Below are 26,605 nucleotides of genomic sequence, written 5' to 3' on the forward strand. Positions count from 1 at the left end.
CGTTACATGAACGTTGTTATTCTGGGTGCAGGACAGGTGGGTGGCTCTCTAGCAGAGCATCTCGCCAGTGAATCCAACGATATTACTGTCATTGATGTCGATGGCCCAAGACTCAGAGAACTTGCCGACCGCCTCGATATTCGTACGGTTGAAGGCCAAGCTTCACTGCCAACTATTCTGCATAGCGCTGGCGTAGAAGATGCCGACATGTTGATCGCAGTGACTAACTCAGATGAGATCAACATGGTTGCCTGCCAGGTCGCTTGGTCGCATTTTCGCGTACCAAAGTTGATTGCCCGAGTTCGTGACCAAGCTTACAACTACTCTGAAGGTAAGCTCTTCAATACGCAGAAAGAGAACAACGTTGCCGGCATCCCAATTGATGTATTGATCAGCCCTGAGCACTTGGTGACACAACACATTGCCCGAATGATCCATCACCCAGGCGCCCTTCAGGTTCTCGATTTTGCCGATGGTGCAGCGCAATTGGTTGCTGTTAAGGCCTATTACGGTGGCCCACTGGTGGGTCGTGAGATCGCCCTACTTAGAGCGCATATGCCCAATGTCGACACTCGTGTGGCAGCCATTTTCAGACAGGACCGCCCTATTATTCCAACCGGTGACACGGTCATTGAGGCGGACGATGAGGTCTTCTTTATTGCCGCTGCTGGCGATATACGTTCGGTTATGGGCGAACTGCGCCGATTAGATAACCCTTATAAACGCATCATGATTGCCGGGGGTGGCAACATCGGATTCCGACTAGCCGAATCGATTGAGGATGACTTCCAGGTCAAACTGATTGAGCGAAGCCTAGATCGATGCAACCACTTGGCACGCGATCTAAACCGCACCATTGTTCTGCATGGCAGCGCTTCTGACTCTGAACTGCTTCTCGAAGAGAATATTGATGATGTCGATGTCTTCTGTGCCCTAACCAACGACGACGAAGCTAACATCATGGCGTCGATGCTGGCCAAACGTTTAGGCGCCAGAAAGGTGATGACGCTGATCAACAACCCGGCCTATGTTGACCTTGTCCAGGGTGGCGTTATCGACATTGCCATATCACCACAACAGACCACCATTGGTGCCCTACTAGCCCACGTTCGTCGCGGTGATGTAGCAGCGGTTCACTCTCTGCGCCGTGGTGCAGCAGAGGCGATTGAAGCGATCGCCCACGGTGACCCGTCAAGCTCTAAAGTAGTTGGGCGCGCCATTGAGGATATTGCGCTACCCGCAGGTGCGACCATCGGTGCCATTGTGAGAGACAACCAGGTATTGATTGCCCACGATGACGTCGTGGTTGAAGATGGCGACCACGTCATTCTGTTCCTTATCGATAACCGTCAAATTGGCGAGGTAGAGAAGCTCTTTACCGTCGGCCTAACCTTCTTCTGAGGCTCCCATGCACTTCAAAGTGATTCTCAGAATACTTGGCCTGCTGTTGATGATATTCAGCATCACTCAGCTTCCGCCAGCCCTCGTCTCGATGATCTACGACGATGGCAATATTCAAGCATTTGTTGGGGCTTTCTTCGTCACTCTGTGTACCGGTTTCTTAATCTGGCTCCCCTTCATGCGAGTCCGCCAAGACCTTAGAACACGCGACGGATTCTTAATTACCGTTCTATTCTGGACGGTACTGGGCTTCTTCGGTTCGTTACCTATCTACTTTTCGGCCGAAACAAACTTTACCTTTACCGACGCTCTGTTTGAGGCCGTTTCTGGTCTGACAACAACAGGGGCAACAGTGATTACTGGACTGGATACGCTTCCCAAGTCCCTGCTCTACTATCGACAGCAGCTGCAGTGGTTAGGTGGTATGGGTATCATCGTACTAGCCGTCGCGATACTGCCAATGCTGGGCATCGGTGGGATGCAGCTCTACCGCGCTGAAACACCTGGCCCGGTAAAAGATTCAAAGCTGACACCTAGAATCACCGAAACTGCCAAAGCGCTTTGGAACATCTACCTGACGCTGACGATTGCCTGCGCACTGGGCTACTGGGCGGCAGGAATGGAGCTGTTCGATGCGATTGGCCACAGTTTCTCTACTGTTGCCATTGGCGGGTTCTCAACACACGATGCCAGTATTGGATTCTATGACAGCGCACTGATCGAGATGATTTGTGTACTCTTTATGGTGCTTTCGGGGATCAACTTCGGCCTTCACTTTGCCGCTTGGAGACAGCACAGTGTCGCCCACTACTTCTCAGATCCAGAGTTCAAGTTCTACCTCTTCTCTCTGATCAGCCTGTCGCTGTTTACGCTGTTTGTGCTCGACTTTACTGGTACCTATGAATCGATTGAGGCGCTGCGCAAAGCGGTCTTTATGGTTGTCTCCATTGCAACGACGACCGGCTTTGCCGTCGCGGACTTTGCACACTGGCCCGCCATGCTGCCCTTCTTACTCTTCTTGGCAGCCTTTGCCGGGGGCTGTGCAGGATCGACCGGTGGTGGCATGAAACAGATACGTCTACTGCTGATTCTAAAACAGGGTTACCGTGAAATTATGCGCCTGATTCACCCGAACGCAATCATGCCAGTGAAGTTGGGAAGACGCCCAATTTCAAATAAAGTGCTTGAAGCGGTTTGGGGGTTTTTCTCGGTCTACTTGATCGTCTTTGTGGTGATGCTGGTAGCTCTGCTAGCCACTGGACTGGATCAAGTAACGGCATGGTCGGCAGTGGGCGCTACGCTCAACAACCTTGGCCCAGGCCTTGGTGATGTTGCGGCACACTATGGTGACATACCGACTACCGCCAAATGGATTCTGGTCTTTGCGATGTTGCTTGGACGTCTTGAGGTATTTACCTTATTAGTCCTACTAACACCGGCTTTCTGGCGCCGATAACCCTATTAAATGGATAGGGTTACGCCCCTCTTAAATTCTTAAGGAATGCTGTATAATTCTCGGCTAATTTTTTGCAAAAAATCCTAGCCGAGGACTTCTGTCGTGACCGACACTGTCAAACCTGATGTAAGCACCTTCCAAGGTCTTATCTTTGCCCTACAACAGTATTGGGCCGAGCAAGGCTGTGTAATTGTTCAGCCACTGGATATGGAAGTGGGTGCTGGTACTTTCCACCCTTCTACCACTCTGCGTGCTATCGGCCCAGAGAGCTGGAACTCAGCTTACGTTCAACCAAGCCGACGCCCAACCGATGGCCGTTACGGTGAGAACCCAAACCGTCTTCAACACTACTACCAATTTCAGGTTGTGATGAAGCCTCACCCAGACAATTTCCAAGAGCTCTACCTTGGTTCGCTTGAGCGTCTTGGCTTTGATCTTTTGACACACGATGTACGCTTTGTAGAAGACAACTGGGAATCACCTACATTGGGTGCTTGGGGTCTTGGTTGGGAAGTCTGGCTGAATGGCATGGAAGTCACTCAGTTCACTTACTTCCAACAGGTTGGCGGTCTTGAGTGTTACCCGGTCACTGGCGAAATCACCTACGGTCTAGAGCGTCTAGCAATGTACGTTCAAGAGGTAGACAGTGTGTACGATCTGATTTGGTCTAAGGCACCGGACGGTACCGTTGTAACCTACGGCGATGTATTCCACCAAAATGAAGTCGAGCAGTCGACTTACAACTTTGAATACGCCGATGTGCCACACCTATTCAGCAACTTTGAGCACTACGAAAAAGAGTGTCAAAAACTGCTGGATGTCGGCTTACCGCTACCGGCTTATGAACAGGTCATGAAGGCATCGCATACCTTCAACTTACTGGATGCGCGTCACGCGATCTCTGCGACTGAGCGTCAACGTTACATTCTTCGTGTTCGTACCTTAGCTCGCGGTGTTGCCGAAGCTTACTACAACAAGCGTAAAGAGCTTGGTTTCCCAATGGCAGAAGAGTCTATTCGCCAAGAGGTCCTAGCATCACTGGAGGGAGCCGAGTAATGAGTAATCAAGATTTTCTATTTGAACTGGGTACTGAAGAGCTACCACCGGGTGCACTTCTCTCTCTGTCAGACGCACTGGGTAAAAGCCTCACGGCTCAACTGAACGATGCTCAGCTTAACTTTTCATCTTTAGAGCTATTTGCTGCTCCACGTCGCTTGGCCGTATTGGTTAAAGAGCTAGACAGCCAACAGCCTGATCGTAACATTGAAAAACGCGGCCCCTCTGCAAAAGCACCTGAACAGGCCGCTAAAGGTTTTGCTGGCAGCTGCGGTGTCTCTCTTGAAGACCTTGTCATTGAGAATACCGACAAGGGTGACTACTACGTCTACCGCGGTACTGAGGTTGGCAAACCTGCCTCAGAACTTCTACCAGGAATGCTTGAGACCGCTTTGAGCGGCCTGCCGATTCCTAAGCGTATGCGTTGGGCGGCTAGCCGTACTGAGTTTGTTCGCCCTGTTAAATGGATCGTTGCGCTGCTGGGTGATGAGGTTCTGCCTTGTACTCTACTTGAGGTCACTTCTGGCCGTAAATCACGTGGCCACCGCTTCCACTACCCACATGATATTGAGCTGATGACTGCAGGTGAATACGCTGCCACGCTTCGTAACACCGGTAAAGTTGTGGCTAGCTTCGCTGAGCGTCGTGAAATGATTCGTGAACAAGTGCTAGCTGAAGCTGCTCGTATTGGCGGAACTGCTGAGATTGACGAAGATCTTCTGGACGAAGTCTGTGCACTGAACGAATGGCCTGTTGCATTGGCTGGACGTTTTGAAGAGCGCTTCCTTGAGGTACCTGAGCAAGTCCTAATCCTTTCAATGAAAGAGAACCAGAAGTACTTCCACCTTGTCGATAGCAACAACAAGCTGATGCCGTACTTCATTACGATCTCAAACATTGAGTCTAAAGATCCTCAGCAGGTGATTGCAGGCAACGAGAAGGTGATTCGCCCTCGCCTAGCTGATGCTGCGTTCTTCTTTGAAACGGACAAGAAGGCGCCTCTTATTGATCGCCTAGAGAAGCTAAAGAGTGTCGTATTCCAAAACGAGCTTGGCACAGTCGCCGACAAAGCTGCTCGCATTGAAGCAACGGCCACTGCCATTGCCAAACTGATTGGCGGTAATGAAGCGTTTGCCGCTCGTGCTTCACAACTTGCTAAGTGTGACCTGCTAACAGATACCGTTTATGAGTTCACAGAGCTTCAGGGCCTTATGGGTTACCACTTCGCACTGCACGATGGTGAAGAGCAAGAAGTTGCACAGGCGATCTACGAGCAGTACATGCCAAAGTTTGCCGGTGACGATCTACCTGCCTCTAAAACGGGCATTGCTGTAGCCTTGGCAGATCGCTTGGACACACTAGTCGGTCTGTTTGCGATCAACCAGCCGCCTACAGGTTCTAAAGATCCATTTGCACTGCGTCGTGCAGCATTGGGCGTGCTTCGTATTATCGTTGAACATGAGTTAGATCTTGATCTTAAAGAGCTTCTTCAGACTGCAGCATCAAACTACCAAGCACTCCCTGCTTTGGACAGTGCTGCTGATAATGTCTTTGAATTCATGCTGGAACGCTTCCGTTTCTGGTTTGAAGAAGAGGGCATTAGCGCTGAGATCTACCTGTCGATCCACGGTCTTCGCCCAAGCAAACCATTAGACTTTGTGCGTCGTGCTCATGCTGTTGCGGCCTTTACACAACTTGAAGCGGCCTCAGCACTGATTGCTGGCAACAAGCGCGTTGGTAATATCCTTGCGAAACTAGATTCTACACCGTCTACCGCTATCAACGATGCACTGCTATCTGATGAGGCTGAAAAAGAGCTTGCTCAAGCACTCAAGGGTTTAAGCAGTTCAGTTGCATCAATGACAGGTGAAGGCGATTACCAGGGCGCTCTTCAAGCTCTAGCTGATCTTCGTCAGCCAATCGACCGCTTCTTCGAAGAGGTTCGTGTCATGGCAGATGACGCTGACGTTAAGCAAAACCGTCTTGCGATGCTGCAACAACTTAAAGAGCTATTTGGTGGAATCGCCGATATCTCCGAATTGGCTGGCTAAACTTAATTGGCCATCAAAAAACCCGAGCACTGCTCGGGTTTTTTATTTGTAAATATCTGCTTTTCTACTACTTTGCATAGTGTTGAATCAAACCACTGACTGCAAGGATGCAAGATGCAAAAAGTTAATCCCAAACTCACCGCCATCGCCTATTTCATTATTGGCCTTTTAGTGTTTTACACACTTTTCCTAGATAAACCCATAACCAATGAGGATGATCGAATTATCATTTTTAACCAGCACCCGAATGGTGAAGAGATCAAATATGCACTTGGTTTGAACAGTTATATTGGGTTCGAAATGATTCCATTTAATATGCTTAACAAGCCTCTCTCTGCGACACATCTCCACCGAAGCATTAATGAATTTGATAAATATGCGGTGTATTTTGGTGATGACACGGATGGAGCTCTAACAACCGGCTTCATTCTCAGCGTCAGTGATTGCCTTAGCAGCCCTTCTATTTATCACTCACTCGTCAATCAGATACCTATCTCTTTTACTGCCAGTTGTGACGATAAGCGGGCCGATCTTCAATTTGTCACACCGACCATCCCAAATGACAACCAGCTACTTTTAAACATGTTTGAAAGCCATACGTTCATCGACTATCAACCGAAGTCTAGTTCTGATTTTACTATTAGATTTTCAATGGACGGATTCACTCAAGCGATGCACAGTTAATTTAGCGACGATTGATTCAAATGTTTCACGTGAAACTTTTTATCAAATAAGATTGAAACTTAGAAATAGAAACAAGGAGTTTGTTTCACGTGAAACAAATTAAAAAGGCGCCTATAGGCGCCCTTTCTCTAAAACACTAAACATTAAACATCTAGGTTAGAGACATTCAGTGCGTTGGACTCGATAAAGTCACGACGAGGCTCAACCTCATCACCCATCAACGTGGTAAACAACTGATCAGCAGAGATAGCATCTTCGATCGTCACTTTAAGCATGCGGCGCGCATCAGGATCCATGGTTGTTTCCCAAAGCTGATCAGGGTTCATCTCGCCCAATCCTTTGTAGCGTTGAATGTTACTGCCGCGACGCGCAAGACCCATCAACCATTCAATGCCTTCGCCCAACTCTGTCACATCCATACGACGTTCGCCACGCTGAAGGTAAGCACCATCCGCTAACAGACCAGAAAGCTCTGCCCCAAGATCAACGATCAAGTCGTAATCTTTAGAGCGGAAGAAGTCAGCCTCAAAACGGAACGCATTCGTAATACCGTGAAGCAATACATTAACCACCGGCACATAAGAGCTGTGCTCTTGGTCGTACTCAACATCCACTGTGTAGACTTCTGAACCCGACGTAACAATAGAATCTAGCTTAGCTTGTAGCTCTTTAGCCCAACCCTCTACCGTCGCTTTATCACCCAGCGAATCGGCCGCCAAACGCGGAACATAGAGTGACTGCATCAAAGCCTGGCTTGGGTAGATTCGCGAGAGACGGTTGATCATTGCCATCACCTTACGGTAGCGACCAAATAGCGTCTCAAGCGCTGCACCAGTGATAGCAGGCGCATCTTCAGCAGGATAGAGTGAAGTACCTTCCAAAGCACCTTGAAGCAGGTACATATCCATCGCTTCATCATCTTTTAGGTACTGCTCTTGCTTGCCCTTCTTCACTTTGTACAGAGGCGGCTGAGCAATGTAGATGTAGCCACGCTCAATCAACTCTGGCATTTGACGGAAGAAGAAGGTCAATAGAAGGGTACGAATGTGAGATCCATCGACGTCCGCATCGGTCATGATAATGATGCTGTGGTAACGAAGTTTTTCAACGTTGAACTCATCTCGGCCGATACCACACCCTAGTGCAGTAATCAGAGTACCGACTTCAGCTGAAGTCAGCATCTTGTCAAAACGTGCTTTCTCAACGTTAAGAATCTTACCTTTAAGCGGAAGGATGGCTTGAGTTCGACGATCACGGCCCTGCTTAGCAGAACCACCCGCCGAGTCACCCTCCACCAAGTAGAGTTCAGAGAGTGCCGGATCTTTCTCTTGGCAGTCTGCCAATTTACCCGGTAGACCAGCGATATCCAACACACCTTTACGACGCGTCATCTCACGCGCTTTACGCGCGGCTTCACGGGCACGCGCCGCATCCATCATCTTCTGCACAACCGCTTTCGCTTCAGATGGGTTCTCTAGCAAGTAGTTATTGAAGTGCTCTGCCATCAACTGCTCGACTGCTGTCTTAACTTCAGACGAAACCAGCTTATCTTTGGTCTGTGAAGAGAATTTAGGATCTGGCACTTTAACAGAGATGATCGCCGTTAGACCTTCACGACTGTCATCACCACTGGTGCTGACATTGCCTTTTTTGTTTAACGACTCAGAATCTATGTAGCTGTTCAAACCACGCGTCAAGGAGGCGCGGAAGCCCGATAAGTGGGTACCACCATCACGCTGTGGGATGTTGTTGGCAAAACAGTGAATCGACTCTTGGAATGAGTCATTCCACTGTAGAGAGACCTCAACGCCAACACCATTTTCATGCATCGCATTGAAGTGGAAGATACTGTTAATAGGCGATTTGTTCTGGTTAAGGAAATCAACAAAGGCAGCTAGACCACCTTCGTATTCAAAGACTTCTTCACGGCCAGAGCGCTCATCTTTAAGACGAATACGAACGCCTGAGTTAAGGAATGAGAGTTCACGAAGGCGTTTAGCAAGAATGTCGTACTGGAACTCGATGTTGGTGAAGGTTTCAGGGCTAGGCCAGAAGCGCACGATCGTACCACTGGTATCCGTCTCACCGATCACTTTTAGAGGCTCTGCCGGTACACCGTGGTTGTAAACCTGCTCGTGAACCTGACCAGCACGACGAATGGTCAAACGCAGCTCAGTCGACAGGGCGTTTACCACCGACACACCAACACCGTGAAGACCACCTGAGACTTTATAGGTGTTGTCATCGAACTTACCACCGGCGTGGAGGACCGTCATGATAACCTCGGCCGCAGAGACACCCTCCTCTTCGTGGATATCCGTCGGAATGCCGCGACCATTATCGCTGACGGTAATACTCTCGTCAGCATGGATGGTTACGCCCACCTCACTACAGAAACCTGCGAGTGCCTCATCAATGCCGTTGTCGACCAGCTCGAACACCATGTGATGCAAACCACTACCGTCGTCGGTATCACCGATATACATCCCTGGGCGCTTGCGCACGGCATCAAGGCCTTTAAGAACCTTAATACTGGACGAATCGTAATCTTGGTTTGATTCACTCATAGATCTCTCCAAATGTCTGCTTTGCAGTTAACTGACCTGAATCGACGTTCAATAGGGCACCGTCAGTAGTTGCGCCCCATACCTCTAGCATTGAGCTTGGCTCAACACAGGTTACAAAACTTTGGCTGTTGCTCTGTTTCAAGAACGAGCAAAACGTTGCCAGGTGCTCTTTATCTAACTCAGCAGGGAGGTCATCGATCAAGTAGATACAGGAGTGACCTCGGGTAGCCTCGTAGAGCTGACCCTGCGCAAGTTTAAGTGCACTAACGACCAATTTCTTCTGGCCTCGTGATAAGTGCTCAGCGGCACTGCGACTTCCAACCTTGAATTTAAGGTCAGCACGCTGTGGCCCAAGGGAGGTAAATCCCTGACGCATATCACGTTCAAAACTCTCATTTAACAGAGTCTGTAGATCCTGATCTCTGTCCCAACCCGGGCTAAAACGTAGATCCGTAACGACCTCTCGAACCAACTGCTCAGCAATGCCTGTAAAGTGCGGTAAAAGGGCATCAACATAAGCGCTTCGAAGCTCTGTAAGTCGTTCTGCGTGAAGGATAAATTCTCTATCCCAAACCTCGCGTAACGACCGATCAATATTACCACGTTTTAGCAGTGAATTCCTTTGTTTTAACGCTCTTTGAAAGCCTCTCCAGACGGAAATAAACCCCGTAGAATGGTGAAATCCACCCCAATCGATAAATTGTCGTCTAACAGACGGTGAACCGTCTAAAAGTGTGAAACTTTCAGAGTCGATCACCTGCATCGGGACTAAGCCAGCAAGGGCCGTTAAGTCGATCTCTTCACCTCTGAAACGGGCACGCACATCGCCCTGCTGGGTTCGTTCAACACCTAGACCACCGGAATCAGATTCACCCTCAATCTTCGCAAAACAGGTCAGTTGTTGTTGGCCCTCAGAGATGACATATCGGCTCTGGTGCGTTCTGAATGAGCGGGCCACAGACAAGAAGTGAAGACCTTCCAGAATACTGGTTTTGCCGCTGCCGTTTTGACCGTGAATGATGTTGATATCCGCTGACGCATCAAAGGCCAGGGATTGAATGGATCGAAGATTAGAGAGTTGTAGTCGCTTGATGCGCATAAACAGAAAAGGCCGCCCTAGGGACGGCCTCTATTGAAGCGTTAATTACATGCGCATTGGCATGATGACGTAGGTTGAGTTTGGATCATCGAAGCCTTGAATCAGCGCACTGCTGTTTGCATCAGCTAAGGTGAAACGAACCACATCGGAACCAAGAATAGAGAGTACATCGAGCAGATAGTTAACGTTGAAACCGATATCGATCGAAGGACCTTCGTACTCAACAGCTACAGTCTCTTCTGCCTCTTCCTGCTCTGGGTTATTTGCCGTCACTTTAAGGTAGCCATCGCTGAGCGTCAGACGCACACCTCGATATTTCTCGTTCGATAGAATCGCAATACGCTGGAATACCTGACGCAGCTCTTGGCGATCACCAAGAACGACCTTGTCACCGTTTTTAGGGATCACTCGTTGGTAGTCAGGGAACTTGCCATCAACCAGCTTCGACGTGAAGGTGTAGTCACCGACATTGGCACGAATGTGTGATGCACCAATAACCAGTGTAACCGGTGAGTCACCACCTTGGAGTAATCGAGCTAGCTCAAGAATACCTTTACGAGGCACGATGATCTGATGCGCACCACCCGCTGGCACATCCGCTGCAGAAGCCGAAGTAGCCAGACGGTGACCATCGGTCGCAACCGAACGAAGTGAGTCTTCACTTACTTCCAGTAGCATGCCATTTAGGTAATAACGGACATCCTGTTGCGCCATAGAGAAGCCTGTCTTTTCGATCAACTGACGCAGTTCTGACTGTGGCAAGCTTAACTCGAAGGCTTGTGGGCTATCTTCAACATTCGGGAATTCAGACGCCGCCAAGGTTGTTAGTGAGAACTTAGAACGACCCGACTTGATGATCATCTTCTGACCGCTCAACTCCATCTCGATACGAGCGTCATCAGAGAGCGATTTACAGATATCCATCAGCTTGCGTGCTGGAACGGTCACTGAACCTGGTTGTGCCGGCTCTTGAAGCTGCACGCGCCCTACCAACTCGACTTCGAGATCGGTACCGGTTAGTGAGAGTTGATCACCCTCAGCCACCATCAGAATGTTCGAGAGCACAGGCAGTGTCTGTCTGCGTTCAACCACGCCGGCAACAAGCTGTAGTGGTTTAATCAAAGCCTCACGAGTGATGACGAATCTCATGCGTATTCCTATCTCAGTCTGTCAGTTAGGTCGTCAAATGACGAAGCAGGTTTTTGTAATCTTCTGCGATCTCAGCATTGCTGTCACGCAACTCTTTAATTTTTCGTGTCGCGTGCAAGACCGTGGTGTGATCTCGACCGCCAAATGCGTTGCCTATCTCTGGTAGGCTGTGGTTAGTAAGCTCCTTAGACAAAGACATAGCAACTTGTCTTGGACGAGCGACTGAGCGACTGCGGCGTTTTGAGTGAAGATCGGCTACACGGATCTTATAGTACTCAGACACCACTCGCTGAATGTTATCAATACTAACCTGTTTGTCCTGTAATGCCAGTAGATCCTTCAGCGACTCTTTGACAAAGGTCGTGGTGATCGGACTACCAGTGAAGTGAGCGTTCGCTATAACTCGCTTCAAAGCACCTTCTAACTCTCGGACATTACTACGAATCTTCTGTGCAAGGAAGAAGGCGGCATCATCTGGAAGCTTAATTCGCGCTTCGTGCGCCTTTTTCATAAGAATAGCGACGCGCGTCTCAAGTTCTGGCGGCTCAATAGCCACGGTTAGACCCCAACCAAAACGAGACTTCAAGCGCTCTTCCATGCCACCGATCTCTTTAGGATAGCGATCACTGGTCAAGATCATCTGCTGGCCACCTTCAAGTAGCGCATTAAAGGTGTGGAAGAACTCCTCTTGCGAGCGATCCTTGTTGGCAAAGAACTGAATGTCATCGATCAACAGTGCATCGACCGAGCGGTAGTAGCGCTTAAAGTCATTAATCGCATTCAGCTGAAGTGCTTTAACCATATCGGCTACGAAGCGCTCTGAGTGCAGGTAGACAATCTTAGCGTTGGGATTACGCTTAAGCATTTCTGCACCCACAGCATGCATCAAGTGAGTTTTACCTAAGCCGACACCACCATAAATAAAGAGTGGGTTGTAACCACCACCCGGGTTATCGGCCACCTGTTGAGCCGCAGCAGAGGCTAGCTGGTTTGATTTACCTTGAACAAAGGATTCGAACGTAAAGCTGGGGTTTAAACTGGTCTGATGGCGCAAACCACCCTCGACCTGCACCGTTCGCTCCATCACCTCTGGCTGAACCTCAAGCTCAGGCTGAATAATATCAGTAGAGGGGGCAACAATAGAGGTCGACGTGAATTCAGCTTGGGACTCTTGAGCCTCAACACGCATTGGCTTTGCTCGAGCCACTTCTGGTCGAGTACGAGTGACGGGTGAGGCAACGGACCCTGCTATGCTTATTTCGATAAGTGGCGCAGATTCACCACTCAAGCGTTCAACGACATCTTGAAAGCGGGTAACGAACTTATCCGCGACCCAATCCTTTACGAAACGGTTTGGGGCCAGTAGAACAATGTGCGACTCGGTCTCTAGATCCAAACGCAATGGGCGAACCCAAGTGTTGTACTGCTGTGACGGCAGTTCATCTTTTAGCGTTTCTAGGCATTGTTGCCATAGATCTTGAAACATTTGTTGAGTCCCAGTGGGTTTTTAGAAGTATGGTTGAATCTTATCCCCAATGGGTGCAATTATCCACAGAATTTTCAGATAAATAGCGGCAAGGTTTTTAAATCAATAGGTTACAAGCCCTCACAACCTTTGACCTATATCCGACTTTTTCCAGAACTTAACAACTAAATGACAGCTTTTTCATAAGTTATAAACAGACTTATTCACAAAAAACTGACAATCAACGTAAAAACAGGCACAAAAAAGGCTGCCGAAGCAGCCTTTTCAACGTAGATAGTATTACTCAGCCCATGGGTCCGACGCGTCAGCGCCCCATGGGTCGTCACCACCACCCATACCATCGATAGTGATCTCTATCGTATCCAGATCAACATCCAAAGGTGCATCAAGATTGTAGGTCACTATCTCTGGGAAGATGATGATCAACGCCAGTGATGTCAGCATAATCAGGATGAATGGAATAGCCCCTCGGTAGATCTCCATGGTCTTCATGCCATGTACCAAACGACCGGTAATCTCATCCTTGTAATCGCTCTTTGGAGCCACACTTCGCAGGTAGAAGAGTGCAAAGCCAAAGGGAGGTGTTAAGAACGACATCGACATGTTCAATCCAACCACGACGAGGAACCACACCATGTTGATGTCCATGTTTGCCGCAACCGGGCCAATTAGTGGCATCAAGATGAATGCTATCTCGAAGAAGTCGATAAAGAAGCCGAGTACGAATACCAATAAGCTGACAAATAGAACAAAGCCAAGCTCACCACCAGGGATAAAGCTAAACAGGTGCTCAATCCATAGGTCACCGTTTACTGCTCGGAAGGATAGAGCAAAGATAGATGAACCAACCAAAATAAACATGACGAAGGTCGACAGTTTGGCCGTTGAGTCCAGAGCCCCTTTGATAACCTCCAGCGTCAGACGACGACGGATGATCGAGAGCAATAGAGCCCCCACAGCACCCATTGCCCCACCCTCGGTCGGTGTTGCCCAACCAACGAAGATGGTTCCCAATACCAAGAAGATCAAAATGATCGGTGGCAGCATCGCGGTCAGAACCGACACCATCAGCTTGGTGCCCTGAAGAGTACGCGCCTCTGCTGGCAGTGGTGGAACCATCGCCGGTTTGAAGATCGACAATGCGAACATGTATAGAAGTAAGAAGCTCACAACCATTGCCGCCGGTAGCATAGCACCCATGTAAGCATCTTTAACTGACAGTGAAAGCACATCGGCCAGTACGATCAACACCAGTGAAGGTGGGATGATCTGTGCCAGCGAGCCGGCACTGGTCAGAAGACCCGCCGCTGTCGGGTAGTGATAACGGTATCGCATCATAACCGGCAAGGAGATAAGGCCCATTGAAATCACCGATGCTGCCACAACACCCGTCGTTGCCGCGAGGAGCGCACCGACAAGAATGACAGCATAACCAAGACCACCCGGTACTCGCCCAAACAACTGCCCTGCCGATTCAAGCAAGTCCTCTGCCATGCCTGAGCGTTGCAGGATAATCCCCATGAAGGTGAAGAACGGAATCGCCAGCAAAGTGTCGTTCTGCATAATGCCGTAGATACGTTCAGGTATTGCCTGAAGCAGCACCCAATCCAATAGACCAAGCTCATGACCAATGATCGCAAACAGAATGCCGTTAGCTGCCAAACTAAACGCAACTGGGAAGCCCGATAGAAGGAAGATGATCAGAGTGCCGAACATAATCGGCGCGATGTTATCCGCTAGAAATTCCATTTACGCCGTCTCCTGCTCGTCGTCCATGTTTACGTGACCACCTTTACTCAGCGGATCTTCGATATAGCCTTTTAGAAAAGCCCAGCGCTTAATCAATTCGCTGAATGCTTGAATGAATAACAAACCAAAACCGAGAGGAATCATTGCACGCACTGGCCAACGCAGCAGGCCACCCGCATTTTGACTCACCTCTTGGTTAGCATAGGTCTCTAAAAGATTGGGAATGGATTGTAGGCAGATGTAGAGGCTGACCGGCATCACACAGAAGAGCAGACCAATAACGTCAATCCAGTTGCGGGCTCTTGGTGAGATGCGCTGACTCACCACATCGATGCGTACGTGCTCATTTAGTTTAAGCACATAGCCCGCTGCCGCCGTAAACACAGCAGCGTACAGGTACCACTGCAACTCCAGCATTGCATTAGACGCGATACTGAACAGATAACGAGTTGTTGCGTTACCTGCACTGACCAATACCGCTGCAAGAATTAACCATTTAATGTAGTTGCCAACCCAGCCATTGATTGCATCAATGCCCGCTGAGAATTTCAGTAAAGCTTTCATTCCTTAAACACGCTCTCTGATCTATTTGTTATAGCCTCGCAGTGTGACCGGTTTTCAAGTGTGGTACAAGAAGAGGTTGCAACTGGTCATACCAGAACAAACGATAGATATAGACTTAAGTCTTAATTTCAGATCGAAAAGCCTATTAAATGGCCATGTTTGAACCATCAAAGAGAAATTTAAGGGTTAACTGGTCCTACCAGATCACCTGATTAGTTAGACCAAAGTAGCAGGTTGATTCAGGCAAATAATTAATACTCTTGCATGGTGGCTGGTTATAGCTAGTATTAGCTGTGTCCTAACTAACAATAAACGCCGAAAAGGCAAACACAAGGAAATATCATGAAACGTAGAGATCTGTTTAAAGGTGCTGTACTAGCAGCAGCCGTTTCAGCAGCAACTGCAGCTTCAGCTGCTGAGCTTCCAGAACTTAACTGGCGCCTACAGTCGGCTGTACCTCCAGGTATCGGCTTCTACATGGGCGGTGTCTACTTCGCTGAAGAAGTAGAGAAGATGACCAACGGTAAATTCAAGATTCGTGTATTCCCTGCGGGCGAAATCGTAGGCACTATGCAGATCTTTGACGCAGTATCAGACGGTACGATCGAAGCAGGTCACACAGCGTCATACTACTACTTCGGTAAAAACCCAGCATTCGCTCTAGATACAACCGTTCCTTTCGGCCTTAACTACCGTCAGTTCCAAGCTTGGTACAACTTCGGTGGTGGCGGCGAAATGATCAAAGAGCTTTTCGCTAAATCGAACATCGTTCCATTCCCATCAGGTAACACGGGTGTACAGATGGGTGGTTGGTACAACAAAGAAGTTAAATCACTAGACGATCTTCAGGGTCTGAAGATGCGTATCGGTGGTATGGGCGGTAAGATCATCGAGAAGCTAGGCGTTGTGCCTCAGTCTATCCCGGGTGGCGATATCTTCCCATCACTAGAGAAAGGCACTATCGATGCAGCTGAATGGGTTGGTCCATTCGATGACATGAAGATGGGCTTCAACAAGGTTGCTAAGTACTACTACACTCCAGGTTGGTGGGAAGCGGCTCCAAACCTTTCTGTCTACATCAACAAAGAGAAGTTCGACGCTCTACCAGTTGAGTACCAGAACATTGTTGCAGCAGCAGCTGAGCGTGCAAACGTTAAGACAACTGCCTTCTACGATGCGAAGAACCCAGAAGCACTTAAGACTATCCTAGCGGGTGGTACTAAGATGAAGGTCTTCCCGAAAGACGTAATGGATGCTGCTTGGGAAGCTGCACAGGAAACTTACAAAGAGCTTTCTGCTGAACACCCAGACTTCAAACGCATCTACGACAGCATGGCTGCGTTCCAGAAAGACCAGAACCAGTGGATGTCTGTTTCAGAAGGTCCTCTAGACGGCTACATGCAGCGTAAAATGCGCTAATAGCTCGTTTAGCTGATAAAAAACCAGCTCTCGGGCTGGTTTTTTTATGGATAGCAAACAAAAGGTTTGCAACTGCTTAGCGATTTCTATAGAATTTTGCGTCTCGATTTTTAGGCAGATGTCCATACAACATCTGTGACGTATAAATGACTTGTAATAGGACAAGGCAATGAAAAGAACATTTCAACCAAGCGTACTAAAGCGTAAGCGCAACCACGGTTTCCGTGCTCGTATGGCTACTAAAAACGGTCGTAAAGTGCTTGCTCGTCGTCGTTCACGCGGCCGCGCTAGCTTGTCTGCATAATTAAGCGGACTTGCTGAATGCCAAATGGCTGAGTTCGAATACCCTCGCCAGTTAAGACTTTTAACTGGCGGTGATTTCAAAAGGGTATTCGACAAAGCCGATTTTAAGGTCAGTGATACTCATCTACTGATTCTTGCCCGCCACTCCCAATCTGATCATCCCCGCATCGGATTCGTTTTTTCCAAAAAAAATATTCGCAGAGCCGTGAATCGAAACCGCGTTCGTCGTATCATTCGCGAGTCTTTTCGTTTTAACCAGCATCAGCTCCCTAATGTCGACATTGTTGTTTTATCTCGACGTGGTATTGATGAGCTGGAAAACGAGCAATTACATGCGCTCATAGCGAAAAGTTGGAAACGTTTAAACAAGCAGGCTTTAAAAGCCCAAACCTCAAATAAAGGTAATGGTTAATTCGCCATGGATATACAGCGAGTCATTCTACTCGGCGCACTCGGTCTAATCTCATACATGCTGGTTCTCCAGTGGAATGCTGATTACAACACTCCCGTCGCAGCACAACAAACTCAAACTGAATCAGTTTCAGCGTACCAGCCAGCCGCAGGTAACGACCTGCCAAGCGCAGCGCCAGCAGCTGAAGCTGATCTACCAACCGCAGGTGCAGCAACGTCCACACTGGCTGCAGCAACAGGTGATCTGGTCAGTGTAACCACTGATAAGTTCGGCATTCTGATCGATCCACGTGGCGGTGACATCATTGAAGTCAAACTGCTCGATCATAAAGCGACGTTGGAAGGCGAAGATCCCTTGGTTCTGCTTGAGCAGAACGCTAACCGTACCTATGTTGCTCAATCAGGCTTAGTTGGCCCTAATGGCCCAGATGCGTCTAAAGAGGGGCGTCCACTCTACTCTGTCGCTGAAGCTAGCTACGACATGGGCAGTGCCGACACACTGGCTGTAGATCTGAACCTAGTCGATAACGGCGTAGCCATTACTAAGCGATTCACCTTCACACGCGGTAGCAACGCCATTGCGATGGACTACCTGATTGCTAACAACAGTGACTCAAACTGGCAAGCGACTCTATTCGGTCAACTTAAGCGTGATCGTAGTGCTGACCCTTCAGAAACTACTGATATGGGTATGCAGTCTTACTTAGGCCCAGTGTTCTCAACTCAAGAGAACAACTACAACAAAGTTAGCTTCGATGATATAGACGACGATGGCCGTTACAGCGAGAAGAGCCAAGACGGTTGGGTTGCTATGATTCAGCACTACTTCATGAGTGCTTGGATCCCTAATCCAGGTCAGGAGTACACCTACCAGGCCCGTCAGCTTAACGGTAACTACATTGCTGGTTTCTTAGCACCCTCTGCTGTTGTTGCTCCAGGCCAGACAGGCCAGATCTCGGCAACGCTGTATGCGGGTCCTAAAGATACTGATCAGCTGGAGAAGATCGCTCCGAACCTAGATCTTACGATCGACTTCGGTATTCTCTTCTTCATCGCTTCACCAATCTACATGGTTCTTAAGTGGCTTTACTCGATCGTCGGTAACTACGGTCTTGCCATCATCTGTGTCACGATTTTGGTGAAAGCTGCCCTATTCCACTTGAATGCTAAAGCGTTCAAATCGATGGCAAAAATGCGCAAGTTCGGTCCAGAGATGGCTCGTCTTAAAGAGCTATACGGTGATGATCGCCAGAAGATGTCTCAAGAGATGATGAAGCTCTACTCGAAAGAGAAGATCAACCCTCTCGGTGGATGTCTTCCTATCGTTGCTCAGATGCCGATCTTCATCGCACTTTACTGGGTATTGATGGAAGCGGTTGAGATCCGTCACGCGCCATTCATTGGTTACATCCAAGACCTGTCGCAAATGGACCCTTACTTCATCATGCCTATCTTGATGGGTGCGACCATGTTCATTCAGCAGCTGTTGAACCCAACGCCTCCAGATCCAATGCAGGCGAAGATCATGAAGATGCTTCCAATCGTCTTCACCTTCTTCTTCCTATGGTTCCCAGCGGGTCTGGTTCTATACTGGTTGGTGAACAACGTCCTATCAATTGCACAGCAGTATGTAATCAACAAACAGATCGAAGCGGGTGATTCTAAATAAGCAACTTGCAGCTTAAATCCCCACGCGACACACTAGGGCTCTTCGGAGCCCTTTTTATTGATTGGAGAAAGACTTCAGATGATCAGCAGCAGTAAAGATACGATCGTTGCACAAGCAACCGCCACTGGCCAAGGGGGCGTCGGGATTGTTCGTCTTTCAGGGCCTAAGTCTGCTGAAATTTTAGAGGCATTTATCGGGTTTAAAGCCAAACCCCGTTACGCTCACTACACCCCTTTTCATGAAACTGATCAACAGATCGACGAAGGCATCGCCCTGCTTTTTCCTGGACCCAATAGCTTCACCGGTGAAGATGTTGCCGAACTTCAATGTCATGGTGGTCCCGTTGTCATCGATCTCATCATTCGCCGCGCCATTGAGCTAGGTGCTCGCATGGCTAGACCAGGTGAATTCTCAGAACGAGCATTTTTAAACGATAAGCTCGATCTCACTCAAGCTGAAGCCATTGCTGATCTGATTGAAAGCTCTTCAGAACAGGCAGCTCGCTGTGCGTTAAAATCACTGCAAGGCGCTTTTTCGCGTGAAGTTGATCAATTGGTCGATCAGCTAACCAACCTGCGCATCTATGTAGAAGCAGCCATCGACTTCCCTGATGAAGAGATCGACTTTTTAAGCGACGGCAAAGTGCGTGGTGATCTGGTCAACATTATTGAGCAACTCAATCAGGTTCAGAGCCAAGCGCAGCAAGGCAGTTTAATGAGAGAGGGTATGACTGTCGTGATTGCTGGCCGTCCTAATGCCGGAAAATCGAGTCTGCTCAATGCGCTATCGGGGCGTGATTCAGCAATTGTCACCGACATTGAGGGGACAACACGAGATGTCTTGAGAGAGCAGATACACATTGATGGCATGCCACTGCACATTATCGACACCGCTGGCTTACGTGATGCACCTGATCGAGTCGAACAGATCGGTATTGATCGCGCTTGGCAGGAGATCAAAACGGCTGATCGTATCTTAATGCTCGTGGATGCTAGCCACTCAGAGACAACGGATCCACAAACGCTGTGGCCTGAGATGGTCGAAAAACTCAACGGTGATCTGAGCCATGTCACCTTAGTTCGCAATAAAATCGACCTAACAGACGAGAGTACTAGTCTTGAACAACAGGGTGAAAACACACTGATTAGACTCTCAGCCAAAGATGAGCAAGGCATTGATCTGCTTCGGGAGCATCTAAAGTCCATTATGGGCTATCAAGGCAATGCTGAAGGCGCTTTTATGGCGCGTAGACGCCATATGGAGGCTCTAGAACAAGCACAGGAGCTATTAAACACCGGTCTTTGGCAGTTAGATACCCAAGGTGCTGGTGAACTTCTGGCGGAAGATCTGAGGCAGACACAGCAGGTGTTAGGTGAAATAACCGGTAAAGTTTCAGCGGATGACCTGCTTGGAAAGATTTTCGGCTCTTTCTGTATCGGTAAATAGTTTTCCACAATCCAAAAATAGAGTTACTCACAGATAAAAGGCGAATGCTGAGCATCTGTTGTGGATATATTCAATAGTTATCCAAAGAATAGCTCACAAAACGCGGTAATAATTCTTCGATTGTGGAAAAACTGTCAGCCTAACCCCGAGTAATTGGACGATTAAACTGTGAATAAAATAAATTGTGTATAACTAGCCTACTTATACACAACTCACACACAACAAATGTTCAAGCTATTCGCGCTTTATAAGCGGGTTATAATTTCTACAAACTACTGTTTTTATTGATTTTTAATCAGTTAATAACAGAAATCAGCCTACTTAAATAATATTAAAAATAATAAACTCTCTTTATATATTTATTTTATTTTTTATTTATCTACTCTCACTCTACAAACAGCAGGTTGGCTATTTTTTAACCATTTCTTCAATGGCAATCCCTAGGTATAATCCGCGCCATATTTCTGTCTAGGTTTGAAAAGGCAGCTAAGAGGTAGAGAGTGGATTATCCAGATCGTTATGACGTGTTGATTATTGGTGGCGGTCACGCTGGCACTGAAGCGGCATTAGCATCAGCACGTAAAGGGGCTAAAACCCTGCTATTGACTCACAATATTGAGACACTGGGTCAAATGTCATGTAACCCGGCCATCGGTGGTATTGGTAAGAGTCATCTTGTTAAAGAGATTGATGCACTGGATGGTGCGATGGCTCGTGCTACCGATAAGGGCGGTATTCAGTTTAGAACGCTTAATGCACGCAAAGGTCCCGCTGTGCGTGCCACACGTGCACAAGCGGATCGTATTCTTTACAAAGCAGCCATCCGTTCTATTCTTGAAAACCAACCTAACCTCGATATCTTTCAGCAGGCGGTCGATGATCTCATCGTAGAAAATGATGAAGTTCGCGGTGCTGTGACCCAAGCTGGCATTCGTTTCTTTGCAAACAGCGTTGTCTTAACAGCAGGTACCTTCCTTGGCGGTTTGATTCACATTGGTATGCAAAATTATCAGGGTGGTCGTGCCGGTGATCCGCCTTCATTACGACTCGCAGAGCGTTTACGTGAGTATCCTCTTCGCGTTGACCGTCTCAAAACGGGTACACCGCCACGAATTGACGCACGCAGTGTCGATTTCTCAGTGATGCAAGAACAACCTGGTGATACACCAACGCCTATCATGTCGTTTATGGGCCAGGCGAGTGACCAACCAGAACAGATCAGTTGTTACATCACGCATACCAATGAGCGGACACACGAGATTATTCGAAATAACCTTGATCGCTCGCCGATGTACTCTGGGATTATTGAAGGGATAGGACCGCGTTACTGCCCTTCCATTGAAGATAAGATTCACCGCTTTGCGGACAAAGACTCCCACCAGGTTTTCGTTGAGCCGGAAGGGTTAACCACGCACGAGCTTTACCCAAATGGTGTCTCAACCAGTTTGCCATTTGATGTGCAGCTTGAGGTCATCCGTTCAATGCGCGGTTTTGAAAACGCTCATATCACACGTCCGGGTTATGCCATCGAATACGATTATTTCAATCCTCAGGATTTGAAACACACACTTGAGACCAAAGTGATCTCTGGTCTCTACTTTGCCGGTCAAATCAATGGCACAACAGGCTACGAAGAGGCGGGCGCACAAGGGTTGTTGGCCGGTATGAATGCCGCTGCTCGTGCACTGGATCAGGATCAGTGGTATCCGCGTCGTGACGAAGCCTACATCGGTGTCTTGGTTGATGATTTGATTACGCATGGCACATCAGAGCCCTACCGTATGTTCACCTCCCGTGCTGAATACCGTTTGGTGTTGCGAGAAGATAATGCGGATATTCGTTTGACCGAGATCGGCCGCAAACTGGGTGTAGTTGGTGATGATCGCTGGGCCGCCTTCTCGACTAAACGCGATCAAATTGATTGTGAAATGGCACGACTCTCATCGACTTGGATTCAACCAAAGTCAGCAGAAGCGGCTGCATTGGAACCCAAGTTGAGTTCACCTTTGGCACGTGAGTACAACCTTGCTGATCTGGTAAAACGTCCTGAACTTAGTTATGCCGATATCAAATCCATTAAACCTTCTGAGGTTGAGATTGAGGCGGCGGCTGAAGAGCAGATTGAGATCTCGATCAAGTACGCCGGTTACATTGATCGTCAGAAGCAAGAGATTGATCAGATGCGTCGTCAAGAGAACACCTCTTTGCCTGAGGACTTCGATTACGATGCCGTTGGTGGTCTCTCTAACGAATTAAAATCTAAGCTAGAGCATGTCCGCCCGGTGACTATTGCTCAGGCTTCAAGGATTCAGGGCATGACGCCAGCGGCTATCTCGCTGTTATTGGTTCATTTGAAGAAACTTCAGCTTCAAGCTAAGGCGGCGAGTTAATGGATTACAATCCAAAAAGCGATTTAGAGTCAGGTCTTACTCGGTTAAACCTGTCTGTATCTGAATTACAGGTTGAGCAGCTATTGGCCTACTTAGCGTTGTTACAGAAATGGAACAAAGCCTACAATCTGACGGCGATCCGCGATCCAAAACAGATGCTGATAAAACATATTTTGGACAGTGTCGCGATTGCGCCCTACGTAGAAAAAACCGACCTTATCGACGTCGGTAGTGGTGCTGGGTTACCTGGAATTCCTATGGCCATTCTTAATCCTGATATGCCAGTTGTTACTCTGGACAGCAACGGTAAAAAAACTCGGTTTCAGCATCAGGTAAAAGTTGAGTTGAATCTATCGAATTTAGAGGTGGTTCATGGTCGGGTTGAGGCGTTTGCCGGTCGTACTTTCCAACAAGTTACCTCTAGGGCCTTTGCTTCTATCGAAGATATGGTAACGTTAAGCGCTGAGCTATTAGCCGATCAGGGTCTGTTTCTTGCGATGAAAGGCCGTTATCCTGATCAGGAGTTGGCAGATCTGCCAAATCAGTACCATTTAATCGAGAGTTACCCCCTTCAAGTGCCCGGTCTTGATGAAGAGCGACACCTGTTGAAAATTGGGAGAGTGTAAGTTGGCCAAGATTTTAACGGTCACCAATCAGAAAGGTGGGGTTGGTAAAACCACCACCAGCGTGAACTTAGCGGCATCACTGGCTGCTATGCACAAGCGCGTTCTGCTTATCGATCTAGATCCTCAGGGTAATGCGACCATGGGCTCTGGTGTTGATAAGCATGATCTTACACTCTCGGTCTATGAGCTATTAACCGATCAAGCGAGCGCCAAAGAGTCGATCATCACCAATTTAGAAGTAGGCTACGATGTTTTAGGGGCCAATGGCGACCTAACGGCGGCAGAAGTTGAACTTCTGCAGATGACACGTAGAGAGTTTCGTCTGAAGATGGCGCTCGATGCTGTGGCTGACCAATACGATTTCATTCTGATCGATAACCCACCTTCGCTGAGTTTGCTAACGGTGAATGCACTGGCTAGCTCTGACGGGGTTATTATCCCTATGCAGTGTGAATACTATGCTCTCGAAGGGATCAGTGCACTGGTGGGCACCATCGATAAGATCCATGAACGTCTAAACCCTCGACTGAAGATTGAGGGTATTTTACGCACCATGTTCGATCCACGCATGAGTTTGACCAAGGATGTCTCTGATCACCTCTTAGAGTACTTTGGTGATCAGGTTTACCGTACGGTTATTCCACGTAATGTCCGTTTAGCAGAGGCCCCCAGCCACGGTCTTCCGGCGATCATGTACGATAAAAATTCTCGAGGTGCGATTGCTTACCTAGCACTGGCGGGTGAACTGGTTCGTCGTACCGACAAAGAGCAAGCCCAAGCGGTTTCTTAAGGAGTTGAAATGAGCACAAAACGTCGTGGATTGGGTCGTGGTTTAGACGCCCTACTTTCCGGTTCTGCAGCGACTGTCGCGAACGACCAATCGAGTGACTCTACGCAACTCACTGAACTGGCGGTTGAGCGCCTAAGTCGTGGTCGTTACCAACCCCGCCGTGATATGGAGCCTCAAGCGCTTGAAGAGCTAGCCGCTTCGATTAAAGCGCAAGGCATTATGCAGCCGATTGTGGTGCGTCCCATCGGTGGTGATAATTTTGAAATCATCGCGGGTGAGCGTCGCTGGCGTGCAGCCCAGATGGCTGGTTTGGAGCGTGTGCCTGTTGTCATTCGAGATGTTCCTGATGAAGCGGCCATTGCGATGGCACTCATCGAAAACATTCAACGTGAAAACCTAAACCCGATCGAAGAGGCCATAGCCTTGCAGCGCCTTCAGCAGGAGTTTGAACTGTCACAGCAAGAAGTGGCTGATGCCGTTGGTAAATCGCGTACCGCCGTTGCCAACCTTCTGCGTCTTCTTAACCTGACCGACGAAGTCAAACGTATGTTAGAGCATGGAGACCTTGAGATGGGTCATGCGCGTGCTCTACTGCCTCTCACGGAAGCGTTACAGATCGATGCCGGTCGAGAGGTTGTGGCTAAAGGCCTATCGGTTCGTCAGACTGAGTTATTGGTGCGCACTTTGCAAAATCCAACGGAGCCTAAAGCGAAGCCAGAGCTTACCAGCAAGCATGAGCGTATCGTTGAAGATCTGACTCGACTGCTATCTACCAAAGTGACGCTGAGCGAAAACGCAAAGGGTCAGGGTAAGATTGTGATCAGCTACAATGATGCTAAAGAGCTAAAAGCGATCGTTAAACAACTTCGCGATTAAAGCGAACAAGACCTTAGTCATAGTTAGACTACTCTGTGCTTGATGCTTATTCCCTTTTCACCTACAATTGCGCCCGCATTAGTTGGGATAAACGCACTACTTTTGGGCAAAGATGATGAATCCAAACCTCATTGGTAAGCGTTCTGATAGGGCGAAAGCTCGATATTTCACCGTTTTGAAATATCAGTCAGGCATCCTGTTAGTGCTAAGTGCAGTCGCTGTATTTATTGATTTTGTAGCAGCGTACTCAATGCTTATAGGTGGTTTAATCTACTTGATTCCTAACGCCTATTTCGCAAACAAGCACTTTAACAAGCAGACACAGAGGTCTGCACAAGGGACACTCGCAGAGTTGTATGCGAGTCAAATATGGAAAATGGCATTGATGGCCATCAGTTTTTCACTGGCGTTTGTGCTGGTAAAACCCATCAGTGTTTTTTCCTTATTTGCGATGTTGATTCTGCTTCAGGTCAGTAATCTGATCATGCAGTTCGGCGTTAAAACGGATTCTTAACCTTCGATAAAGAGAGAAACTGAGAATGGCATCTGGAACAGTTACCTCCTCAGAGTATATTGCTCACCACTTAACCAACCTTACCTTTGGTAACCACCCTGTTAACGGTCTTGGCTTTGCGCACAGTGCGCAAGAAGCTGCTGAGATGGGCTTCTGGGCGATCAACGTAGACACAATGTTCTGGTCGATTGCTCTTGGTCTAGCGTTCGTGTGGTTCTTCCGTAAGGTGGCTAAAAGTGCGACAAGTGATGTACCTGGCGGCGCTCAAAACTTTGTAGAAACCATCATCGAGTTCATCGATGACAACGTGAAGAGTATCTTCCACTACAAAAATGCACTCATCGCTCCATTGGCGTTGACCATCTTTGTATGGATCTTCCTAATGAACACCATGGACTTGGTTCCCGTTGACTGGATTCCATTCCTAGCAGCAGAGATGGGTATCCACTTCATGAAAGTGGTTCCAACGACTGACGTAAACGCGACCGCGGGTATGGCGTTGAGCGTCTTTGCACTTATTCTTTACTACAGCATCAAGCAGAAAGGTCTTGGCGGGTTCCTAGCAGAGCTTAGCTTCCAGCCTTTAGGCAAATGGTTGCTGCCATTCAACCTCTTCCTAGAAGTGGTTGGTCTACTGGCTAAGCCAGTATCATTGGCACTACGTCTTTTCGGTAACATGTACGCAGGTGAGATGATCTTCATCCTGATTGCACTGCTGCCGTTCTGGGCTCAATGGATCCTGTCGGTTCCATGGGCAATTTTCCACATTCTAGTTATTACGCTTCAGGCGTTTATCTTTATGGTCCTAACAATCGTCTACTTGGCGATGGCCCACGAAGATCACTAAGCGGAATAACAAGAGTTTACTAACTGTAATAACCTTAAATTAACTAAATCGG

22 protein-coding genes are annotated in these 26,605 nt (G+C 48.3%); 16 read left to right on the forward strand and 6 right to left on the reverse strand.

Annotated features, from left to right (window positions below):
- Nucleotides 1-6 precede the first annotated feature (6 nt).
- From trkA to XMM312_RS10830, 5 genes are all read left to right on the forward strand, one after another.
- Nucleotides 7-1,401 carry a Trk system potassium transporter TrkA gene (trkA, locus tag XMM312_RS10810; RefSeq protein WP_173484674.1) on the forward strand — a complete coding sequence of 465 codons (1,395 nt, stop codon included), beginning with the start codon at nt 7-9 and terminating at the stop codon, nt 1,399-1,401.
- Between the two features lie 7 nt (nt 1,402-1,408).
- On the forward strand, nt 1,409-2,857 hold the full coding sequence (locus XMM312_RS10815; RefSeq protein ID WP_173489248.1) for a TrkH family potassium uptake protein: 1,449 nt from the start codon (nt 1,409-1,411) through the stop codon (nt 2,855-2,857).
- 102 nt (nt 2,858-2,959) lie between these two features.
- Complete coding sequence (gene glyQ, locus XMM312_RS10820) at nt 2,960-3,913, forward strand: glycine--tRNA ligase subunit alpha (RefSeq protein ID WP_173482177.1); 954 nt, start codon at nt 2,960-2,962, stop codon at nt 3,911-3,913.
- Nucleotides 3,913-5,964, forward strand: a complete 2,052-nt coding sequence (gene glyS, locus XMM312_RS10825; protein ID WP_173483712.1) for a glycine--tRNA ligase subunit beta — start codon at nt 3,913-3,915, stop codon at nt 5,962-5,964. The genes glyQ and glyS overlap by 1 nt, the downstream gene beginning before the upstream one ends.
- 114 nt (nt 5,965-6,078) lie before the next feature.
- Entirely contained in the window at nt 6,079-6,648 is a 570-nt protein-coding gene (locus XMM312_RS10830) for a hypothetical protein (RefSeq protein WP_173489249.1), read from the forward strand.
- A 143-nt stretch (nt 6,649-6,791) separates the two neighbouring features.
- On the opposite strand, the gene gyrB is transcribed toward XMM312_RS10830, so the two are convergent.
- The 6 genes from gyrB to XMM312_RS10860 form a co-directional block, all read right to left on the reverse strand.
- A complete protein-coding gene (gene gyrB / locus XMM312_RS10835; RefSeq protein ID WP_173482174.1) occupies nt 6,792-9,215 on the reverse strand; it encodes a DNA topoisomerase (ATP-hydrolyzing) subunit B in 2,424 nt (807 codons plus the stop codon).
- A complete protein-coding gene (gene recF / locus XMM312_RS10840; protein WP_173483711.1) occupies nt 9,208-10,314 on the reverse strand; it encodes a DNA replication/repair protein RecF in 1,107 nt (368 codons plus the stop codon). Before recF ends, gyrB begins: the two co-directional genes overlap by 8 nt.
- A 45-nt stretch (nt 10,315-10,359) precedes the next feature.
- Entirely contained in the window at nt 10,360-11,463 is a 1,104-nt protein-coding gene (gene dnaN / locus XMM312_RS10845) for a DNA polymerase III subunit beta (RefSeq protein WP_173482172.1), read from the reverse strand.
- Between the two features lie 25 nt (nt 11,464-11,488).
- Nucleotides 11,489-12,949 (reverse strand): chromosomal replication initiator protein DnaA, encoded by a 1,461-nt coding sequence (gene dnaA, locus XMM312_RS10850; protein ID WP_173482171.1) that lies wholly within the window; start codon nt 12,947-12,949, stop codon nt 11,489-11,491.
- Between the two features lie 279 nt (nt 12,950-13,228).
- The gene (locus tag XMM312_RS10855) at nt 13,229-14,698 is read right to left on the reverse strand and encodes a TRAP transporter large permease subunit (protein WP_173482170.1); all 1,470 of its coding nucleotides are present in this window, start codon (nt 14,696-14,698) and stop codon (nt 13,229-13,231) included.
- A complete protein-coding gene (locus XMM312_RS10860; protein ID WP_173482169.1) occupies nt 14,699-15,262 on the reverse strand; it encodes a TRAP transporter small permease subunit in 564 nt (187 codons plus the stop codon).
- 342 nt (nt 15,263-15,604) lie between these two features.
- Here XMM312_RS10860 and XMM312_RS10865 point away from each other — a divergent pair, with 342 nt between their 5' ends.
- The 11 genes from XMM312_RS10865 to atpB all read left to right on the forward strand — a co-directional run bounded on the left by XMM312_RS10865 (nt 15,605) and on the right by atpB (nt 26,553).
- Entirely contained in the window at nt 15,605-16,681 is a 1,077-nt protein-coding gene (locus tag XMM312_RS10865) for a TRAP transporter substrate-binding protein (protein ID WP_173482168.1), read from the forward strand.
- A 169-nt stretch (nt 16,682-16,850) separates the two neighbouring features.
- Nucleotides 16,851-16,985 carry a 50S ribosomal protein L34 gene (rpmH, locus tag XMM312_RS10870; protein ID WP_173482167.1) on the forward strand — a complete coding sequence of 45 codons (135 nt, stop codon included), beginning with the start codon at nt 16,851-16,853 and terminating at the stop codon, nt 16,983-16,985.
- Nucleotides 16,986-17,009: 24 nt separating this feature from the next.
- Nucleotides 17,010-17,396, forward strand: a complete 387-nt coding sequence (gene rnpA / locus XMM312_RS10875; RefSeq protein ID WP_173482166.1) for a ribonuclease P protein component — start codon at nt 17,010-17,012, stop codon at nt 17,394-17,396.
- 6 nt (nt 17,397-17,402) lie between these two features.
- The gene (gene yidC, locus XMM312_RS10880) at nt 17,403-19,064 is read left to right on the forward strand and encodes a membrane protein insertase YidC (protein WP_173482165.1); all 1,662 of its coding nucleotides are present in this window, start codon (nt 17,403-17,405) and stop codon (nt 19,062-19,064) included.
- 78 nt (nt 19,065-19,142) lie between these two features.
- Nucleotides 19,143-20,510 (forward strand): tRNA uridine-5-carboxymethylaminomethyl(34) synthesis GTPase MnmE, encoded by a 1,368-nt coding sequence (gene mnmE / locus XMM312_RS10885; RefSeq protein ID WP_173482164.1) that lies wholly within the window; start codon nt 19,143-19,145, stop codon nt 20,508-20,510.
- 500 nt (nt 20,511-21,010) lie between these two features.
- The gene (gene mnmG / locus XMM312_RS10890) at nt 21,011-22,900 is read left to right on the forward strand and encodes a tRNA uridine-5-carboxymethylaminomethyl(34) synthesis enzyme MnmG (RefSeq protein ID WP_173489250.1); all 1,890 of its coding nucleotides are present in this window, start codon (nt 21,011-21,013) and stop codon (nt 22,898-22,900) included.
- Nucleotides 22,900-23,526, forward strand: coding sequence for a 16S rRNA (guanine(527)-N(7))-methyltransferase RsmG (gene rsmG, locus XMM312_RS10895; RefSeq protein WP_173489251.1), 627 nt, complete (start codon nt 22,900-22,902; stop codon nt 23,524-23,526). Before mnmG ends, rsmG begins: the two co-directional genes overlap by 1 nt.
- Before the next feature lies 1 nt (nt 23,527).
- Nucleotides 23,528-24,316, forward strand: a complete 789-nt coding sequence (locus tag XMM312_RS10900; protein ID WP_173489252.1) for a ParA family protein — start codon at nt 23,528-23,530, stop codon at nt 24,314-24,316.
- 9 nt (nt 24,317-24,325) lie between these two features.
- Entirely contained in the window at nt 24,326-25,192 is an 867-nt protein-coding gene (locus XMM312_RS10905) for a ParB/RepB/Spo0J family partition protein (protein WP_173482160.1), read from the forward strand.
- Between the two features lie 112 nt (nt 25,193-25,304).
- Nucleotides 25,305-25,706 (forward strand): ATP synthase subunit I, encoded by a 402-nt coding sequence (locus XMM312_RS10910; RefSeq protein ID WP_173484678.1) that lies wholly within the window; start codon nt 25,305-25,307, stop codon nt 25,704-25,706.
- A 25-nt stretch (nt 25,707-25,731) separates the two neighbouring features.
- Complete coding sequence (gene atpB, locus XMM312_RS10915; RefSeq protein WP_173482158.1) at nt 25,732-26,553, forward strand: F0F1 ATP synthase subunit A; 822 nt, start codon at nt 25,732-25,734, stop codon at nt 26,551-26,553.
- Nucleotides 26,554-26,605: the final 52 nt, after the last annotated feature.

The sequence above is a fragment of the Marinobacterium sp. xm-m-312 genome (genome assembly GCF_013283295.1).
Taxonomy (GTDB): Bacteria; Pseudomonadota; Gammaproteobacteria; order Pseudomonadales; family Balneatricaceae; genus Marinobacterium_E.

What these genes read in the sequence shown, in the direction of transcription:
- trkA (WP_173484674.1), top strand. Translation starts at nt 7, where the DNA reads ATGAACGTTGTTATTCTGGGTGCAGGACAGGTGGGTGGCTCTCTAGCA.
- XMM312_RS10815 (WP_173489248.1), top strand. Translation starts at nt 1,409, where the DNA reads ATGCACTTCAAAGTGATTCTCAGAATACTTGGCCTGCTGTTGATGATA.
- glyS (WP_173483712.1), top strand. Translation starts at nt 3,913, where the DNA reads ATGAGTAATCAAGATTTTCTATTTGAACTGGGTACTGAAGAGCTACCA.
- XMM312_RS10830 (WP_173489249.1), top strand. Translation starts at nt 6,079, where the DNA reads ATGCAAAAAGTTAATCCCAAACTCACCGCCATCGCCTATTTCATTATT.
- gyrB (WP_173482174.1), bottom strand. Translation starts at nt 9,215, where the DNA reads ATGAGTGAATCAAACCAAGATTACGATTCGTCCAGTATTAAGGTTCTT.
- recF (WP_173483711.1), bottom strand. Translation starts at nt 10,314, where the DNA reads ATGCGCATCAAGCGACTACAACTCTCTAATCTTCGATCCATTCAATCC.
- dnaN (WP_173482172.1), bottom strand. Translation starts at nt 11,463, where the DNA reads ATGAGATTCGTCATCACTCGTGAGGCTTTGATTAAACCACTACAGCTT.
- dnaA (WP_173482171.1), bottom strand. Translation starts at nt 12,949, where the DNA reads ATGTTTCAAGATCTATGGCAACAATGCCTAGAAACGCTAAAAGATGAA.
- XMM312_RS10855 (WP_173482170.1), bottom strand. Translation starts at nt 14,698, where the DNA reads ATGGAATTTCTAGCGGATAACATCGCGCCGATTATGTTCGGCACTCTG.
- XMM312_RS10860 (WP_173482169.1), bottom strand. Translation starts at nt 15,262, where the DNA reads ATGAAAGCTTTACTGAAATTCTCAGCGGGCATTGATGCAATCAATGGC.
- XMM312_RS10865 (WP_173482168.1), top strand. Translation starts at nt 15,605, where the DNA reads ATGAAACGTAGAGATCTGTTTAAAGGTGCTGTACTAGCAGCAGCCGTT.
- rpmH (WP_173482167.1), top strand. Translation starts at nt 16,851, where the DNA reads ATGAAAAGAACATTTCAACCAAGCGTACTAAAGCGTAAGCGCAACCAC.
- rnpA (WP_173482166.1), top strand. Translation starts at nt 17,010, where the DNA reads ATGGCTGAGTTCGAATACCCTCGCCAGTTAAGACTTTTAACTGGCGGT.
- yidC (WP_173482165.1), top strand. Translation starts at nt 17,403, where the DNA reads ATGGATATACAGCGAGTCATTCTACTCGGCGCACTCGGTCTAATCTCA.
- mnmE (WP_173482164.1), top strand. Translation starts at nt 19,143, where the DNA reads ATGATCAGCAGCAGTAAAGATACGATCGTTGCACAAGCAACCGCCACT.
- rsmG (WP_173489251.1), top strand. Translation starts at nt 22,900, where the DNA reads ATGGATTACAATCCAAAAAGCGATTTAGAGTCAGGTCTTACTCGGTTA.
- XMM312_RS10905 (WP_173482160.1), top strand. Translation starts at nt 24,326, where the DNA reads ATGAGCACAAAACGTCGTGGATTGGGTCGTGGTTTAGACGCCCTACTT.
- XMM312_RS10910 (WP_173484678.1), top strand. Translation starts at nt 25,305, where the DNA reads ATGATGAATCCAAACCTCATTGGTAAGCGTTCTGATAGGGCGAAAGCT.
- atpB (WP_173482158.1), top strand. Translation starts at nt 25,732, where the DNA reads ATGGCATCTGGAACAGTTACCTCCTCAGAGTATATTGCTCACCACTTA.